General features: G+C 71.1%; 14 protein-coding genes and 1 pseudogene. 11 read left to right on the top strand and 4 right to left on the bottom strand.

Annotated elements, in window-relative coordinates:
- Nucleotides 1–3: 3 nt before the first annotated feature.
- Nucleotides 4–738, bottom strand: coding sequence for an MBL fold metallo-hydrolase (locus ACFYXH_RS07335; protein WP_389561146.1), 735 nt, complete (start codon nt 736–738; stop codon nt 4–6).
- Between the two features lie 195 nt (nt 739–933).
- Here ACFYXH_RS07335 and hrcA point away from each other — a divergent pair, with 195 nt between their 5' ends.
- From hrcA to ACFYXH_RS07315, 4 genes are all read left to right on the top strand, one after another.
- The gene (gene hrcA / locus ACFYXH_RS07330) at nt 934–1,956 is read left to right on the top strand and encodes a heat-inducible transcriptional repressor HrcA (RefSeq protein ID WP_389561145.1); all 1,023 of its coding nucleotides are present in this window, start codon (nt 934–936) and stop codon (nt 1,954–1,956) included.
- On the top strand, nt 1,957–3,093 hold the full coding sequence (gene dnaJ / locus ACFYXH_RS07325; RefSeq protein WP_327323542.1) for a molecular chaperone DnaJ: 1,137 nt from the start codon (nt 1,957–1,959) through the stop codon (nt 3,091–3,093).
- Between the two features lie 202 nt (nt 3,094–3,295).
- Nucleotides 3,296–4,366 carry a nitronate monooxygenase gene (locus tag ACFYXH_RS07320; RefSeq protein ID WP_389561144.1) on the top strand — a complete coding sequence of 357 codons (1,071 nt, stop codon included), beginning with the start codon at nt 3,296–3,298 and terminating at the stop codon, nt 4,364–4,366.
- Nucleotides 4,366–5,109: a 16S rRNA (uracil(1498)-N(3))-methyltransferase gene (locus ACFYXH_RS07315; protein ID WP_389561143.1), complete on the top strand. Its 744-nt coding sequence runs from the start codon at nt 4,366–4,368 to the stop codon at nt 5,107–5,109. The genes ACFYXH_RS07320 and ACFYXH_RS07315 overlap by 1 nt, the downstream gene beginning before the upstream one ends.
- 16 nt (nt 5,110–5,125) lie before the next feature.
- Here the strand turns inward: ACFYXH_RS07315 and ACFYXH_RS07310 are convergent, their stop codons facing one another.
- Entirely contained in the window at nt 5,126–5,530 is a 405-nt protein-coding gene (locus ACFYXH_RS07310; protein WP_389561142.1) for a hypothetical protein, read from the bottom strand.
- A 74-nt stretch (nt 5,531–5,604) separates the two neighbouring features.
- On the opposite strand from ACFYXH_RS07310, the gene ACFYXH_RS07305 reads away from it, so the two are divergent.
- The 5 genes from ACFYXH_RS07305 to ACFYXH_RS07285 all read left to right on the top strand — a co-directional run bounded on the left by ACFYXH_RS07305 (nt 5,605) and on the right by ACFYXH_RS07285 (nt 11,978).
- Nucleotides 5,605–6,150 carry a hypothetical protein gene (locus ACFYXH_RS07305; protein ID WP_389561141.1) on the top strand — a complete coding sequence of 182 codons (546 nt, stop codon included), beginning with the start codon at nt 5,605–5,607 and terminating at the stop codon, nt 6,148–6,150.
- 46 nt (nt 6,151–6,196) lie between these two features.
- Nucleotides 6,197–9,406 (top strand): S41 family peptidase, encoded by a 3,210-nt coding sequence (locus ACFYXH_RS07300; RefSeq protein ID WP_389561140.1) that lies wholly within the window; start codon nt 6,197–6,199, stop codon nt 9,404–9,406.
- A 257-nt stretch (nt 9,407–9,663) separates the two neighbouring features.
- A complete protein-coding gene (locus ACFYXH_RS07295) occupies nt 9,664–10,023 on the top strand; it encodes a histidine triad nucleotide-binding protein (protein WP_362680898.1) in 360 nt (119 codons plus the stop codon).
- 13 nt (nt 10,024–10,036) lie between these two features.
- The gene (locus ACFYXH_RS07290) at nt 10,037–10,945 is read left to right on the top strand and encodes a ribonuclease Z (RefSeq protein ID WP_389561139.1); all 909 of its coding nucleotides are present in this window, start codon (nt 10,037–10,039) and stop codon (nt 10,943–10,945) included.
- A gap of 25 nt (nt 10,946–10,970) precedes the next feature.
- Nucleotides 10,971–11,978, top strand: a complete 1,008-nt coding sequence (locus ACFYXH_RS07285) for an adenosine deaminase (RefSeq protein WP_389561138.1) — start codon at nt 10,971–10,973, stop codon at nt 11,976–11,978.
- 153 nt (nt 11,979–12,131) lie between these two features.
- On the opposite strand, the gene ACFYXH_RS07280 is transcribed toward ACFYXH_RS07285, so the two are convergent.
- Together ACFYXH_RS07280 and ACFYXH_RS07275 are read right to left on the bottom strand one after the other, a co-directional pair.
- Nucleotides 12,132–13,409 (bottom strand): MFS transporter, encoded by a 1,278-nt coding sequence (locus ACFYXH_RS07280; protein WP_389561137.1) that lies wholly within the window; start codon nt 13,407–13,409, stop codon nt 12,132–12,134.
- 5 nt (nt 13,410–13,414) lie between these two features.
- A complete protein-coding gene (locus ACFYXH_RS07275) occupies nt 13,415–13,702 on the bottom strand; it encodes a hypothetical protein (RefSeq protein WP_389561136.1) in 288 nt (95 codons plus the stop codon).
- A 118-nt stretch (nt 13,703–13,820) separates the two neighbouring features.
- Between ACFYXH_RS07275 and ACFYXH_RS07270 the strand changes: the two are divergent.
- A pseudogene (locus ACFYXH_RS07270) lies at nt 13,821–13,982 on the top strand (5-dehydro-4-deoxyglucarate dehydratase); the annotation flags it as partial.
- Nucleotides 13,979–15,283, top strand: coding sequence for a glucarate dehydratase family protein (locus ACFYXH_RS07265; RefSeq protein WP_389561135.1), 1,305 nt, complete (start codon nt 13,979–13,981; stop codon nt 15,281–15,283). The pseudogene ACFYXH_RS07270 and the gene ACFYXH_RS07265, both read left to right, overlap by 4 nt.
- Nucleotides 15,284–15,403 lie beyond the last annotated feature (120 nt).

Here is a 15,403-nt window from a genome sequence, read left to right as displayed (position 1 = left end):
ACGCTACGACACGCCGAAGCGCTCCGCCAACGAATCCCGCTGTGCGCGTACAAAAGCCGCGTCGACCGCCGCCCCGTGCCCGGGGACATATACCGCGTCCTCGCCGCCCAGCGACAGCAGCCGGTCCAGCGCCGCCGGCCAGCGGGACGGGATCGCGTCCCGGCCCGCCTGCGGCTCGCCCGACTCCTCCACCAGATCTCCGCAGAAGACCACCTCCGGGCTGCCCGGGCCTTCACCCGGCACCAGCAGCGCCAGGTCGTGGCCCGAGTGACCGGGTCCGACATTGGCCAGCAGCACCTGGCGGCCGCCCAGCTCGAGCGTCCACTCCCCACACACCAGATGGTGCGGCAGTACCAGCAGATCGGTGGCCTCCGCGGCGTCCTTCACCGGAACCCCGTGCTGTACGGCCGTGCCGCGGATCTCGTCCCGCTCCCGCCTCATCAGATCGTCGACGCCGACGGCGCCGAACACCTCGGCCCCGGAGAACGCCGCGGTCCCCAGTACATGGTCGAAGTGCGGATGACTCAGTGCGATATGCGTCACTCGGCGGCCGCCCAGCAGCGCCTGCGCCTGGGTGCGGAGCTCGGCGCCCTCACGGAGCGTCGAACCCGTGTCGTACATGAGGACACGGTCCTCACCGGCGACCAGTCCAACGGTCGCGTCCCAGACAGGCAGCCGCCGACGCCCCACCCCGTCGGCCAACCGCTCCCAGCCGAAGTCTTCCCAACTGACGTCCATACCGCGACGCTATCGGCAAGGACCAGCGGTGTCGCGAGGTACCGTGGTCGGCCGCGATTGCAGGACTGCCCTGCAGGACGGCCCTTGCTAGGGGCGTACCCCACAGCCGTACACTGGCTCGGGGGAGTGCTGGCACTCGGACAGGACGAGTGCCAAGCAGTCACCACAAGGAACCACGGCTGGAGGTGTGCGCAAATGCTCAGCGAACGCAGACTCGAGGTGCTGCGCGCCATCGTCCAGGACTATGTCGGCACCGAGGAGCCCGTCGGCTCCAAGGCCCTCACCGAGCGGCACAAGCTCGGTGTCTCCCCGGCTACTGTCCGTAACGACATGGCGGTGCTGGAAGAGGAAGGGTTCATCGCCCAGCCGCACACCAGCGCCGGCCGCATCCCGACGGACAAGGGCTACCGGCTCTTCGTCGACAAGCTGGCGGGCGTCAAGCCCCTGTCGTCGCCCGAGCGCCGCGCCATCCAGAACTTCCTGGACGGAGCCGTCGACCTGGACGACGTCGTGGGCCGTACGGTACGGCTGCTCGCGCAGCTGACCCGGCAGGTCGCCGTCGTCCAGTACCCCTCGCTGACCCGGTCCACGGTCCGGCATGTGGAGCTCCTGTCCCTCGCGCCCGCCCGGCTGATGCTCGTGCTCATCACCGACACCGGACGGGTCGAGCAGCGCATGATCGACTGCCCCGCGCCGTTCGGCGAGGCCTCGCTGGCCGACCTGCGGGCCCGGCTCAACAGCCGGGTCGTCGGGCGCCGCTTCTCGGATGTGCCGCACCTGGTGCAGGAGCTGCCCGACTCCTTCGAGACGGAGGACCGCGGCACCGTGTCCACGGTGCTGGCGACCCTGCTCGAGACGCTGGTCGAGGAGACGGAGGAGCGGCTGGTGATCGGCGGCACGGCCAATCTCACCCGCTTCGGGCACGACTTCCCGCTGACCATCCGGCCGGTGCTGGAAGCGCTCGAGGAGCATGTGGTGCTCCTCAAACTGCTCGGCGAAGCCAACGACTCGGGCATGGGCATGACCGTACGTATCGGTCATGAGAACGCACACGAGGGCCTCAACTCCACTTCCGTGGTCGCGGTCGGCTACGGTTCGGGCGACGAGGCAGTTGCCAAACTCGGCGTGGTCGGACCGACCCGCATGGACTACCCCGGAACGATGGGAGCGGTACGCGCAGTGGCACGTTACGTCGGACAGATCCTGGCGGAGTCGTAAGTGGCCACGGACTACTACGCCGTACTCGGCGTACGCCGCGACGCATCGCAGGACGAGATCAAGAAGGCCTTCCGCCGGCTTGCGCGTGAACTCCACCCGGATGTGAATCCGGACCCGAAGACGCAGGAGCGCTTCAAGGAGATCAACGCCGCGTACGAGGTGTTGTCGGACCCGCAGAAGAAGCAGGTCTACGACCTCGGCGGAGACCCGTTGTCCCAGGCGGGCGGCGGAGGCGCGGGCGGATTCGGAGCCGGTGGCTTCGGCAACTTCTCCGACATCATGGACGCGTTCTTCGGTACGGCGTCGCAGCGGGGCCCCAGGTCGCGTACGCGACGGGGCCAGGACGCGATGATCCGGCTGGAGATCGACCTCAACGAAGCGGCCTTCGGCACGACGAAGGACATCCAGGTCGACACGGCTGTCGTCTGTACGACGTGTTCGGGTGAGGGCGCGGCGCCGGGGACCTCGGCGCAGACCTGCGACATGTGCCGCGGACGCGGTGAGGTCTCGCAGGTGACGCGGTCCTTCCTGGGCCAGGTCATGACCTCGCGGCCGTGCCCGCAGTGCCAGGGCTTCGGCACGGTCGTGCCGACGCCGTGCCCGGAGTGCGCCGGTGACGGCCGTATCCGCTCGCGCCGGACGCTGACCGTGAAGATCCCGGCGGGCGTCGACAACGGCACGCGCATCCAGCTCGCGGGCGAGGGCGAGGTCGGCCCGGGTGGCGGACCGGCGGGTGATCTGTACGTCGAGATCCACGAGCTGCCGCACGCGGTCTTCCAGCGGCGTGGCGACGATCTGCACTGCACGGTGACGATCCCGATGACGGCGGCGGCGCTGGGCACGAAGTGCCCGCTGGAGACGCTCGACGGCATGGAGGAGGTCGACATCCGACCGGGCACACAGTCCGGCCAGTCGATCCCGCTGCACGGGCGTGGCATCACGCATCTGCGGGGTGGCGGCCGCGGCGACCTGATCGTGCACGTCGAGGTGATGACGCCGTCGAAGCTGGACGCGGACCAGGAACGGCTGCTGCGGGATCTGGCGAAGCTGCGCGGCGAGGAGAGGCCGACGGGGCAGTTCCAGCCGGGGCAGCAGGGGCTGTTCTCCCGTCTGAAGGACGCGTTCAACGGGCGGTAGCCGTTGGGGGGTGCGGGGCGCCCGTTTCCGGGGCTCGCCCCGGGCCCCCGCGCCTCAATCGCCGGCGGTGCTCTTGTTGGGGCTCCGCCGCAAGCCCCGTTCCTCAAACGCCGGAAGGGCTGATTTTTAAGCCCGTCCGGCGATTGAGGACACCCGGAAGGCCCGATTCGGTCGCGCGCGAGCAACATGGCACCATGCCTGCATGTCCTCCGCACTGACCGATCTCTGCCGGTATCCGATCGTGCAGGCCCCCATGGCGGGCGGCGCCTCCTGTCCGCAGCTCGCCGCCGCCGTTTCCGACGCAGGTGGGCTCGGCTTCCTCGCCGCCGGGTACAAGACGGCGGACGGCATGTACCAGGAGGTCAAACAGATCCGCGGGCTCACCGGTCAGCCCTTCGGCGTCAATCTCTTCATGCCGCAGCCCAACACCGCCGACCCCGCCGCCGTCGGCGTCTACCGGCAGCAGCTCGCCGGTGAGGCCGCCTGGTACGAGACGCCTCTCGGTGACCCCGACAGCGGACGGGACGACGGGTACGAGGCCAAGCTCGCGATCCTCCTCGACGACCCCGTTCCCGCCGTCTCCTTCACCTTCGGCTGTCCGACCCGCGATGTCCTCGACTCCTTCGCGAAGGCCGGCACCTTCACCGTGGTCACCGTCACCACGCCCGAGGAGGCGCAGGCCGCGCAGTGGGCCGGTGCCGACGCCGTGTGTGTGCAGGGCATTGAGGCCGGCGGCCACCAGGGCACACACCGGGACGACCCCGCCGCCGACGGCTCCGGGCTCGGGCTGCTCTCGCTCATCGGGCTGGTCCGCGAGACCGTGCAGCTGCCGGTCGTCGCCACCGGCGGACTGATGCGCGGCAGCCAGATCGCCGCCGTACTCGCGGCCGGTGCGAGCGCCGCGCAGCTCGGCACCGCGTTCCTGGTCTGTCCCGAGTCCGGCGCCAATGTGCTGCACAAGCAGGCCATGACCAATCCGCTGTTCGTCCGCACCGAACTCACCCGCGCCTTCTCCGGGCGGCCCGCCCGCGGCCTCGTCAACCGCTTCATGCGGGAACACGGTCCGTACGCCCCCGCCGCCTACCCCCAGGTGCACCATCTGACGAGCAGCCTGCGCAAGGCCGCGGCCAAGGCGGGCGACCCGCAGGGCATGGCTCTCTGGGCCGGACAGGGCCACCGGATGGCGCGCGAGCTGCCGGCCGGTCAGCTCGTCGAGGTACTTGCCGCCGAACTGGATTCCGCGCGGGCCGCGCTGGCGCTGGGCGGTGCGTGATGACCGCCCCTGTATTTGTCGTCGACTCGCTGGAGGGCGTGGGTCCTGGCGCGATCCTCACCCTGGACGGGCCCGAGGGACGGCACGCCGTCTCCGTACGCCGGCTGCAGTCCGGTGAGGACATTGTGCTGACGGACGGGCGAGGGCGCGGCGCGGCCGGTGTGGTGCTGCGGACGGAGGGCAAGGACCGGCTGATCGTCGAGCCCTTCGAGTTCCCGACGGAGCCCGAACCCACGCCTCGTATCACCGTCGTTCAGGCCCTCCCCAAGGGCAACCGCGGCGAACTCGCCGTCGAGACCATGACAGAGACCGGCGTGGACGCCGTGGTGCCGTGGGCCGCCGCCCGCTGCATCACGCAGTGGAGGGGCGAGCGGGGCGCCAAGGCCCTCGCCAAGTGGCGGGCCACCGCGCGCGAGGCGGGCAAACAGTCGCGCAGGCTCCGCTTCCCGGAGGTCGCGGACGCCGCAACGACCAAGCAGGTTGCCTCACTTCTGGCCGAAGCCGACTTCGCGGCAGTGCTGCACGAGGAGGGCGCCGAGCCGCTGGCCACCGCGGAGCTGCCCGCCGAGGGCTCGATCGTGCTGGTCGTCGGGCCCGAAGGGGGCGTGTCGCCGGAGGAGTTGGCGGCATTTGCCGAGGCGGGCGCGAAGCTGTTCCGGCTCGGGCGCAGCGTGCTGCGCACGTCGACCGCGGGCACGGCCGCCACGGCGCTGCTGCTGGGCCGCACCGGCCGCTGGTCCTGAAGCGGCAGCTACCTCGCTAGGACACGCCCGAGCCCTGGTCGCCCGTGCCGCCCGCCACCACCGCGTCGAACAGCGGCCAGCCGTCGACCTCGGTCGTGCCTGCCGCGGTGGGCAGCAGCCCGCGCGCTGTCGCCTCGTCGAGAAGCCGCCGCGCGGACCCCGGCTCGTAGAGGTTCAGCCAGTTCCGCTCGGAGTCGCCCACCGAGCCCGATTCCCAGTAGCCCTCGGCGATGATCCGGCCCGGGCTCGCCCGGAAGGCGAGCTCCAGGCGCGCCGTCGTTCCCTCGCGCCGCAGCGAGAGCGTGGTGCGGCAGTCCGGACTGCGCCCGTCGGCGCGCGCGTGCTTATGACGGACCGACCACATGTAGACGGTGTTCTCGTCGACGACGAGCCGGCGCGTCCGGATCAGCTTCCTGGTCATTGCATGACCGTACGGGGGAAAGGTGGCCGCAACCACTCTTTTCCTTCCGGGCACTCGGTGACACCCTGCCCTCCATGCGGGGCTTGAGACGATTACGACACCGGCGCACCCTTGCCGCAATCGGCGCTGCCGGTGCGGCAGTTGTGGGCGTTGCGGCCTGTGAACCGACGGGCGGGCTGAGTTCCGTCGCCGTCGCCGTCACCACCGACAGGACGGGCACCAGCACGCTGGAGCGACTGGGCTTCGACGTGCGGTGGCTCAGCTGTACGGCGACGTTGGGTGGCGGCCCCAAGGCGGCCGGCACAGCGTCCGCGTCGCCCTCCGCCCCGAGCGTGGCCACCGTCGACTGCCAGGGCAAGACCGGTACCGGCCAGGACATCACGCTCAAGGGCAAGGTCACGGAGGAGCGTTCCGGGAAGTGCGTACGCGGCGATCTCATCGCCAAGGTCAATGGCAAGGTCGTTTTTCAGGCCGACGTCCTCGGCAACTGCGCAGGCACGCCGACCCGCACGCCCACCCGCACCCCGCCCGGCACCCACCGCCCGGGCGACCCGCCGCGGCCCACCGTCACCGTCACCGTCACGGTCACCGTGACCGCGACACCCGACCAGGCCAAGTGATCGGAAAGCCGTGACCGGGCGGCGGCCACCTGCCTAGGGTGACGGTGTGACGCAGCCTGCCTACCTCCGGTATCCGCATGTCCACGGCGAGTTGATCGCCTTCACCGCAGAGGACGACGTCTGGGTCGCGCCGCTCGACGGCGGCCGGGCGTGGCGCGTCAGCGCCGACAACGTACCGGTGGACCATCCGAGGATCTCGCCCGACGGCGCGCACATCGCCTGGTCCTCACGCCGTGACGGCGCGCCCGAAGTGCATCTCGCGCCCGTCGACGGCGGTCCTTCGGACCGGCTGACGCACTGGGGCAGCGGGAAGACGTCCGTACGCGGCTGGACGCCGGACGGCGAGGTCCTCGCGATCAGTACGTACGGCCAGGCCTCGCTGCGCCGCAGCTGGGCGCGGGCCGTGCCGCTCGACGGCGGGCCCGCCACCGTCCTGCCGTACGGACCGGTCGGTGATGTGGCGTTCGGCCGGCACACGCTGCTGCTCTCGGCCACCATGGGGCGGGAGGCCGCCGCCTGGAAGCGCTACCGGGGCGGCACCGCGGGCAAGTTGTGGATCGACCGGCCGGGCGAGGGCGAGTTCGTACGCCTCCACGAGGACCTCGACGGGAATGTCGAGTATCCGCTGTGGGTGGGGGAGCGCGTTGCCTTCCTCTCCGACCACGAAGGCGTCGGAGCCGTCTATTCGTCGCTGCCGGACGGTTCGCAGCTGCGCCGCCACACCGGGATCGACGGTTTCTACGCCCGCCATGCCGCCACCGACGGCACCCGGGTCGTGTACGCCGCCGCCGGTGAACTGTGGCTGCTCGACGGCCTCGAGAGCGACGGGCCCCGCCGGCTCGACATCCGCCTGGGCGGCCAGCGCACCGATCTGCGGCCGCGCCCCGTCAAGGCCGACCGCCATCTCGGCACCGCGGCCCCCGACCACACCGGGCGCGGCAGCGCGGTGGAGATCCGTGGCGGCGTCCACTGGGTCACCCACCGCGAAGGTCCCGCGCGGGCGCTCGGCGTGCAGCCCGGCGTACGGGCCAGGCTGCCGCGCACCTTCCGGGCTGACGGCGAGGAGCATGTGGTCTGGGTGACGGACGCCGAGGGGGACGACGCCCTCGAGTTCGCACCGGCCGTCGGCCCGGCGCCCGGGGCGACACCGCGCAGGCTGGGTGCGGGCCGGCTCGGCCGTGTACTCAGCCTTGCCGTCGCGCCCGACGGCAGCCGTGCCGCGGTCGCCTCGCACGACGGCCGGGTACTGCTCGTCGAGCGGGAGAGCGGCGAGGTCCGCGAGGTCGACCGCAGCGAGCACGGCCACGCCACCGGCCTGGTCTTCTCGCCCGACTCGGGCTGGCTCGCCTGGTCACATCCGGGACCGTCCCCGCTGCGCCAGCTCAAGCTCGCCAACACCGCGGATCTGTCCGTCTCCGAGGCGACCCCGCTGCGCTTCCGCGACTTCCAGCCCGCGTTCACGCTCGACGGCAAGCATCTGGCGTTCCTCTCCGAGCGCGCCTTCGACCCGGTCTACGACACGCATGTCTTCGATCTGGCCTTCGTCGGCGGCTGCCGCCCGCATCTGATCACGCTGGCCGCCACGACCCCGTCGCCGTTCGGGCCGCAGCGCCACGGCCGGGCCTTCGAAGCGGACAAGGACGATCGGGGCAGGGACCAGCGGCAGGACGGTGAGGAGAGCGGCGCCCCCGTCACCCGTATCGATCTCGACGGACTCGCCGACCGGATAGTGCCGTTCCCCGTCGAGGCGGGCCGCTACTCCACGCTGCGCGCCGCCAAGGACGGACTGCTGTGGCTGAGCCATCCGATGCGCGGTGTCCTGGGCGCGACCCGGGCCACGCCCGACGACCCGGGGCCGAAGACCGCGCTGGAGCGGTACGACCTCGTCCAGCAGCGCATCGAGGAACTCGTCCCGGACGCCACAAGCTTCGACGTCAGCGGTGACGGCAAGCGGGTGCTGCTGTACGCGGACGGCAAACTGAAGGTCGTACCGAGTGACCGCAGGCCCTCGCGCGACGAGGACAGCGACACCAACATCACCGTCGATCTCGCCCGCGTACGCAGCAGTGTCGACCCGGCCTCGGAGTGGCGGCAGATGTACGACGAGGCCGGGCGGCTGATGCGCGACAACTTCTGGCGCGCGGATCTCGGCGGCGTCGACTGGGACGGCGTACTGGAGCGGTACCGTCCGGTCCTCTCCCGGCTGGCCACGCACGACGACCTGATGGACCTGCTCTGGGAGGTGCAGGGCGAACTGGGCACCTCGCACGCGTATGTCACGCCCCGGGGCGGCTACGGCAGCGCCGCGGCGCGGCAGGGGCTGCTGGGCGCCGACATCTCCCGTTCCGCGGACGGTACTTGGCGCGTCGACCGCATCCTGCCGTCCGAGACCTCCGACCCGCAGGCCCGCTCACCGCTCGCCGCGCCCGGCGTCGCGGTGCGCGCCGGGGACGCGATTCTCGCGGTGGACGGAAGACCGGTGGACGAGGTCACCGGGCCGGGGCCGCTGCTGGTCGGCGCGGCGGGCAAGGCCGTCGAGCTCACCATCTCCCCGGCGGGCGGCGGCGATCCGCGGCACGCGGTGGTCGTCCCGCTCGCGGACGAGGAGCCGCTGCGGTACCACGCGTGGGTCGCCGACCGGCGTAGTTACGTCCACGAGCGGTCCGGGGGCCGATTGGGCTATCTCCACGTGCCGGACATGCAGGCGCCGGGCTGGGCCCAGATCCACCGCGATCTGCGGGTCGAGGTCGCGAAGGAGGGCCTGGTGGTGGACGTGCGGGAGAACCGCGGCGGCCACACGTCGCAGCTCGTGGTGGAGAAGCTGGCGCGGCGCATCGTGGGCTGGGACCTGCCGCGCGGCATGCAGCCGCAGAGCTATCCGCAGGACGCGCCGCGGGGCCCGGTGGTGGCCGTGGCGAACGAGTTCTCGGGCTCGGACGGCGACATCGTCAACGCGGCGATCAAGGCGCTGGGCATCGGCCCCGTGGTGGGCACGCGGACCTGGGGCGGCGTGGTCGGCATCGACAGCCGGTACTCCCTGGTCGACGGCACACTGGTCACGCAGCCGAAGTACGCCTTCTGGCTGGAGGGTTACGAGTGGGGTGTGGAGAACCACGGCGTGGACCCGGACGTGGAGGTCGTCATGACGCCACAGGACCACGCGGCGGGCCGCGACCCGCAGCTGGACGAGGCGGTCCGGATGGCGCTGGCGGTCCTGTCGGAGAATCCGGCGAAGTCGGCGCCGAGCCTGCCATAGGCAGAGCCGGCGAGGCCTGCCGGGGAATGCGTGACGGCCGGTTGGCGCCGCGGAGCGCCGCCCGGATCGCCGGCGGTCGCTCCCGTGCGTGACCGCCGGTCGGTTCGCGCAGTCGTGGGTTCCGGCCGTTGTGACAGCCGGCCGTCGTGGCGGACGGGCAAGGGCGCCCGGCACATTGACCCCGCCGCGGCGGGCCTGTCCGGACGCGGGCTATACGATGCCGTCGGTACCGACCACACGCGAGGAGGACCCCGGTCATGGCGGGAGAACCGCAAGCTGACTGCCTGTTCTGCAAGATTGTCGCGGGGGAGGTGCCGGCCACCGTCGTACGGGAGACGGAGACCATCGTCGCCTTCCGCGACATCAACCCCCAGGCCCCGACGCACATCCTGGTCATCCCCAAGGCGCACTACCGCGACGCCGCCACCCTCGCCGCCGCGGCGCCGCAGCTCGCCGCCGATGTGCTGCGGGAGGCCGGCGAGGTCGCCGGTGAGGAGAAGGTCGACGGCGCCGGATACCGCATCGTCTTCAACACCGGCGCGGGCGCGGGCCAGACCGTCTTCCACGCGCACGCGCATCTGCTGGGCGGCCGCGGCCTCGAGTGGCCTCCCGGGTAGCAGGTACACCGACTTGTCCGTACGTGAATTGGTGGTGCTCGGCACCGCCAGCCAGGTCCCCACCCGGCACCGCAACCACAACGGCTATCTGCTGCGCTGGGACGGCGAGGGCATCCTCTTCGACCCCGGCGAGGGCACCCAGCGCCAGATGCTGCGCGCCGGTGTCGCCGCGCACGACATCAACCGGATCTGCGTCACGCACTTCCACGGCGACCACTCGCTCGGGCTCGCCGGCGTGATCCAGCGGATCAACCTCGACCGGGTCCCGCACCCGGTCACCGCGCACTACCCGGCGAGCGGACAGCGCTTCTTCGAACGGCTGCGGTACGCCACGGCCTACCGCGAGACGGTGGCGCTGGACCAGAAGCCGGTGGGCGGCGACAGCGCCGTACTGGCCACGACCGATGCGTACACCCTCGACGCCCACAGGCTCTCGCACCCCGTCGAGTCGTACGGCTACCGGATCACCGAGCCCGACGGCCGCCGGATGCTGCCCGAGAGACTGGCCGCGCACGGCATCCAGGGTCCGGGCGTCGGCCGGCTGCAGCGCGAGGGCGTGCTCGACGGTGTCACCCTCGACGACGTGAGCGAGGTACGCAGGGGCCAGCGCTTCGCCTTCGTCATGGACACCAGGCTCTGCGACGGCGTGTACGCGCTGGCCGAGGGCTGCGACATGCTCGTCATCGAGTCCACCTTCCTCGACGAGGACGAGCAACTGGCGTCGGACCACGGCCACCTGACCGCCGGCCAGGCGGCCCGCGTGGCGCGCGACGCGGGCGTGCGGCATCTCGTGCTGACGCATTTCTCGCAGCGCTACAGCGACCCGTACGAGTTCGAGCGGCAGGCCAGAGCCGCCGGTTACGAGGGTGAGCTGACCGTCGCCCAGGACCTGTGGCGGATCCCCGTTCCCAAAAGGACCTGAGCACGAAACGGCCTAAGATGGGGCAATGCCCCTCCCTAAAGCCGAACTGCACCTGCACATCGAAGGCACCCTCGAGCCCGAGCTCGCCTTCGCGCTCGCCGCGCGCAACAGCGTCGTACTGCCGTACAAGGACACTGAAGAGCTGCGCCGCGCCTACCTCTTCCAGGACCTGCAGTCCTTCCTCGATCTGTACTACGGGCTGATGTCCGTCCTGCACACCGAGGACGACTTCGCCGAACTCGCCGACGCGTATCTGGCGCGGGCCGCCGGGCAGGGCGTGCGCCACGCGGAGATCTTCTTCGACCCGCAGGCGCACACCGCCCGCGGTGTCCCGATCGGCACGGTGATCGACGGGCTGGCCCGCGCGCTCGACCGCAGCGAGGAGCGGCACGGTGTCTCCACCCGGCTGATCATGTGCTTCCTGCGGGACGAGTCCGCCGAGTCGGCGATGGCGACGCTCGATGCCGCGAAGCCCTATCTGCACCGGATCGCGGGGGTGGGCCTGGACTCGGCGGAGGCCGGGCATCCGCCGTCGAAGTTCCGCGAGGTGTACGAGGCGGCGGACGCGCTCGGGCTGCGCAAGGTGGCACATGCGGGCGAGGAGGGCCCGCCGGCGTATATCCGGGAGGCCCTGGACGTGCTGGGCGTCGAGCGTATCGACCACGGGCTGCGCTGCATGGAGGATGCGGAACTGGTCGAGCGGTTGGTACGGGAGCGGGTTCCGCTGACGCTCTGCCCGCTGTCGAACGTACGGCTGCGGGCCGTCGACGTCCTCGAGGAGCACCCGCTGGGGCGGATGATGGACGCGGGGCTGCTGTGCACGGTCAACTCCGACGACCCCGCGTACTTCGGCGGCTACATCGGCGACACCTTCCACGCGGTGCACGAGGCACTGGGGCTCACTGAGGAACAGCTGCGTGAGCTGGCCCGCAATTCGTTCCTGGCGTCCTTCCTGGACGACGACGAGGAGCGGCGGGCGCGGCTGATCGCCGAGGTCGAGGCGTACGACTTCGAGGTCGGACGCCCTGAGTAGCGGGCGGGATCGGGCCGCTGGGGGCTGCGCCTCCGGGTCGCCGATCGCACCCTTCCGGCAGCCCGGCTGGAGAGCCGGGCGTGACCAGCGGCCACCGCTGATCCGTTGGGTCCTCGTACCCACCGAGGATCATTGGTGGCCGCAGCCCAAGTGCTAACCGGCCATGTCCGTGGCCTCGACCGCGACAGTGGCCTTGTGCTGCGGGATCGCGCCTGCTGGCGGTGCCTGTCGCACGGCCCTGTTGGCCGTGGTGAGGATAGCCAAGGCGAGCAGCCACGCTCCGCAGAGCCAGACCAGAGGCTTGGCCCCCAGTGCGGCGATCAGCACACCCCCTGCGAGCGTGCCGACCGACAAGGCTCCCGTGGTGAGCGTCGAGACCGCGCTCGTCGCCCGACCCCGCAACTCATCGGGGGTGATAGCCAGCTGGTGAGTGGTCATGGCCACCGCATACACCGGAGCGACCAGCGACTCGGCGGCCGCGACCGCTGCCAAAAGCAGCGGGTTGGGGGCGAGGGCGTACAGCGGGAACATCAGCGCCTCCAACCACAACATCACCACGGCGATCCGTCCGAGCGGGAAGCGACGCGTGGCCCTGTCCGAAACCAGCGCCCCCACCATCGCGCCGACCGCCGCGCCGCTAAAGATGACGCCGACCCACAGCGGGGAGGCGCCGAGCTGCCGGGCGAGGGTGATGATCAACAGGTACCCGGCGCCGTAGCGCACCTTGTCAGCGGCCGATACCAGAGTGAGGAAGCGGATGACCGGCTGGCGCCAGAGCCAGCCGAGCCCCTCGCGGATCTCGCTGGTGAGCCGGGCCTTCGTCCGCGCTACCCGCCCGTCCATCTGGAACTGGGAGCGCATCAGGCGCAGTGACGCCGCGGACACTGCGAAGGAGACCGCGTTGACGGCGAACGGCACGGTCCGTCCGAGGGCGTAGAGCGCACCGGCGAGTGAGGCCCCGAAGATGCCCACCGCGCTGGCGGCGGACTGCGAGTAGCCGAGCGCAGCGGACAGTTGTCGCGGACCGACCACGTTGGGCAGCGCCGCAGTGTTCGCCACCTGGAAAAGAGTGCTCAGGATCCCGGCAAGCACGGCTGTCGCGTACAGCTGGGGCATTGTGAGCCTGTTCAGCCACAGCGCGACGGCGACGCCGGCAGTGAGCACGGTCCGGCCGAGCTCGCACCAGATCATGGTGGCCTTACGGTCCCACCGGTCGACGAGAGCGCCGGCGATCAGCCCGAACGCCAAGAAGGAAAGGGTGCCGAGGCCGAGTACGAACCCGGCTTGGGTGGCCGACCCGGTGAGGGCCAGCACGATCAGCGGTAGGGCCATGAACTGAGCCTGGTCACCGATGGCAGAGACCAGCTGGCCGCTCAGCAGCAACGAGAGGTCCCGGTTCCGGAACAGGCCGGGACCGTGAAGAGAATTCACTGAAGTTACGCTCCGTAACGGCGCAAGGACACAAGGATGACGTCGAAGCTGGTGTCCGAGCTAAGAAACACGGGGCGTAGTAGCCATGCGCGGACCGTACCGAGGGCGTGGGCCGGACTGCCATCGGTTTTGTCGAGATAGCCGCACGACACCCGCGGTTCACCCGAGTTCAGCGGCCCGCCGACTTCACCTCGCGCATGCTGCCGGCCGGCCGGCGGCGTCGGCGTCGGCGTCGGCGTCGGCGCCGACGCCGATTCCGGCTCCGGGTCCGTCTGCGAATCCGTCTCCGACATGCGCCGATCGTCATCCGGGCACCTGGGCCCATTGACGACCCCTGTTCGCGTATCTAATCTCCGTTCTCATTCGTGTACGCCATCTACATAGGGAGACACCATGGGGCAGGCCGCGGCCGTGCCCGGTTGCGCCGTGTCACTGGCCAAGACGGCGGCCCGGCTGCACGGAAGGCCCGTAGGGCCGGTACGCGCACCCCTCACCGAACCCGGTCCCGACGACCTCGCGGATCTCGAAGCACTGCTGGCAGCCGGACTCGACCTGGTAGGAGCCACCGCATGAACGCACGCAACGACCTGACGATCACCGAGGTGCGGCTCACCCCGATCCTCGTCGCCGACCCGCCGCTGCTCAACACACAGGGCGTGCACCAGCCGTACACCCCGCGGCTGATCGTCGAGGTGGTCACGGCAGGAGGCAGCACCGGCGTCGGCGAGACCTACGGCGACACCAAGTACCTCGACCTGGCAACGCCGTTGGCGGAGGTGCTGCCCGGCGGCCAGGTCAGCGATCTGAACGGGCTGCATCAGCTCGCGGCGCTGGTCTGCGGCGACTCCCCCGAGGCCACCGGCGCGGACGCCGTCGACGTCGGCGGCCTTCGCGGTGCGCAGACCGCCGAGAAGCTGCGGCTCTCCATCGTCTCCGGCTTCGAGGTCGCCTGCCTCGACGCGCTCGGCAAGGCCCTCGGCCTGCCCGTGCACGCGCTGCTCGGCGGCAAGGTGCGCGACGCCGTCGACTACAGCGCGTACCTCTTCTACCGTTGGGCCGAACACCCCGGCGGCGCGGGCGAGTCCGACGACTGGGACGCGGCCGTGGATCCGGCGGGCATCGTCGCGCAGGCCCGGCGTTTCGCCCGCGAGTACGGCTTCGCCTCCTTCAAGCTCAAGGGCGGCGTCTTCACGCCCGAGGAGGAGATCGCGGCGGTCCGCGCGCTGGCGGAGGCGTTCCCCGGGCGGCCGCTGCGGCTCGACCCCAACGGCGCCTGGTCCGTGGAGACCTCGCTGAAGGTCGCCGAGGAGCTCGCTGACGTACTGGAGTACCTGGAGGACCCGGCGAGCACGACGGTCCGGATGGCCGAGGTCGCGGCCGGCACCGACGTTCCGCTCGCGACGAACATGTGCGTGACGACCTTCGCCGAGATCCCCGAGGCCTTCGCGCGCGGCGCCGTTCAGGTCGTCCTCTCCGACCACCACTACTGGGGCGGGCTCCGCAACACCCGTGAACTGGCCGCGATCTGCCGGACATACGGGGTCGGCCTGTCCATGCACTCCAACACCCACCTCGGTATAAGCCTCGCCGCGATGACGCATGTCGCCGCGGTCGTTCCCAACCTGGACTACGCCTGCGACAGCCACTACCCATGGCAGACCGAGGACGTCATCACCGAGCGCCTCGAGTTCAAGGACGGCCGCCTCGCCGTCTGCGACCTGCCGGGCCTCGGTGTCGAACTCGACCGCGAACGGCTGGCGCTCCTGCACCGGCGCTGGCTCGAAGACGACGGCACGATGCGCGAACGCGACGACGCCGCGGCGATGCGGATCGCCGAGCCCGGCTGGGTCGCGCCGCCCGTCCCCCGCTGGTAGCCGCACACGCCGCCCGCCCGGCGGTTGCTGCATACGCCGCCCGCCCGGCGACTGCCGCACACCAGCCCGTCCGGCGGTTGAGGACAGAATCGGGAAGGGGCGGGGGGAAACTTCCTACGC

Source organism: Streptomyces sp. NPDC002730 (assembly GCF_042888805.1).
In the GTDB taxonomy this organism is placed as follows: Bacteria; Actinomycetota; Actinomycetes; order Streptomycetales; family Streptomycetaceae; genus Streptomyces.
This window is presented reverse-complemented; position numbering and strand designations above follow the sequence as displayed.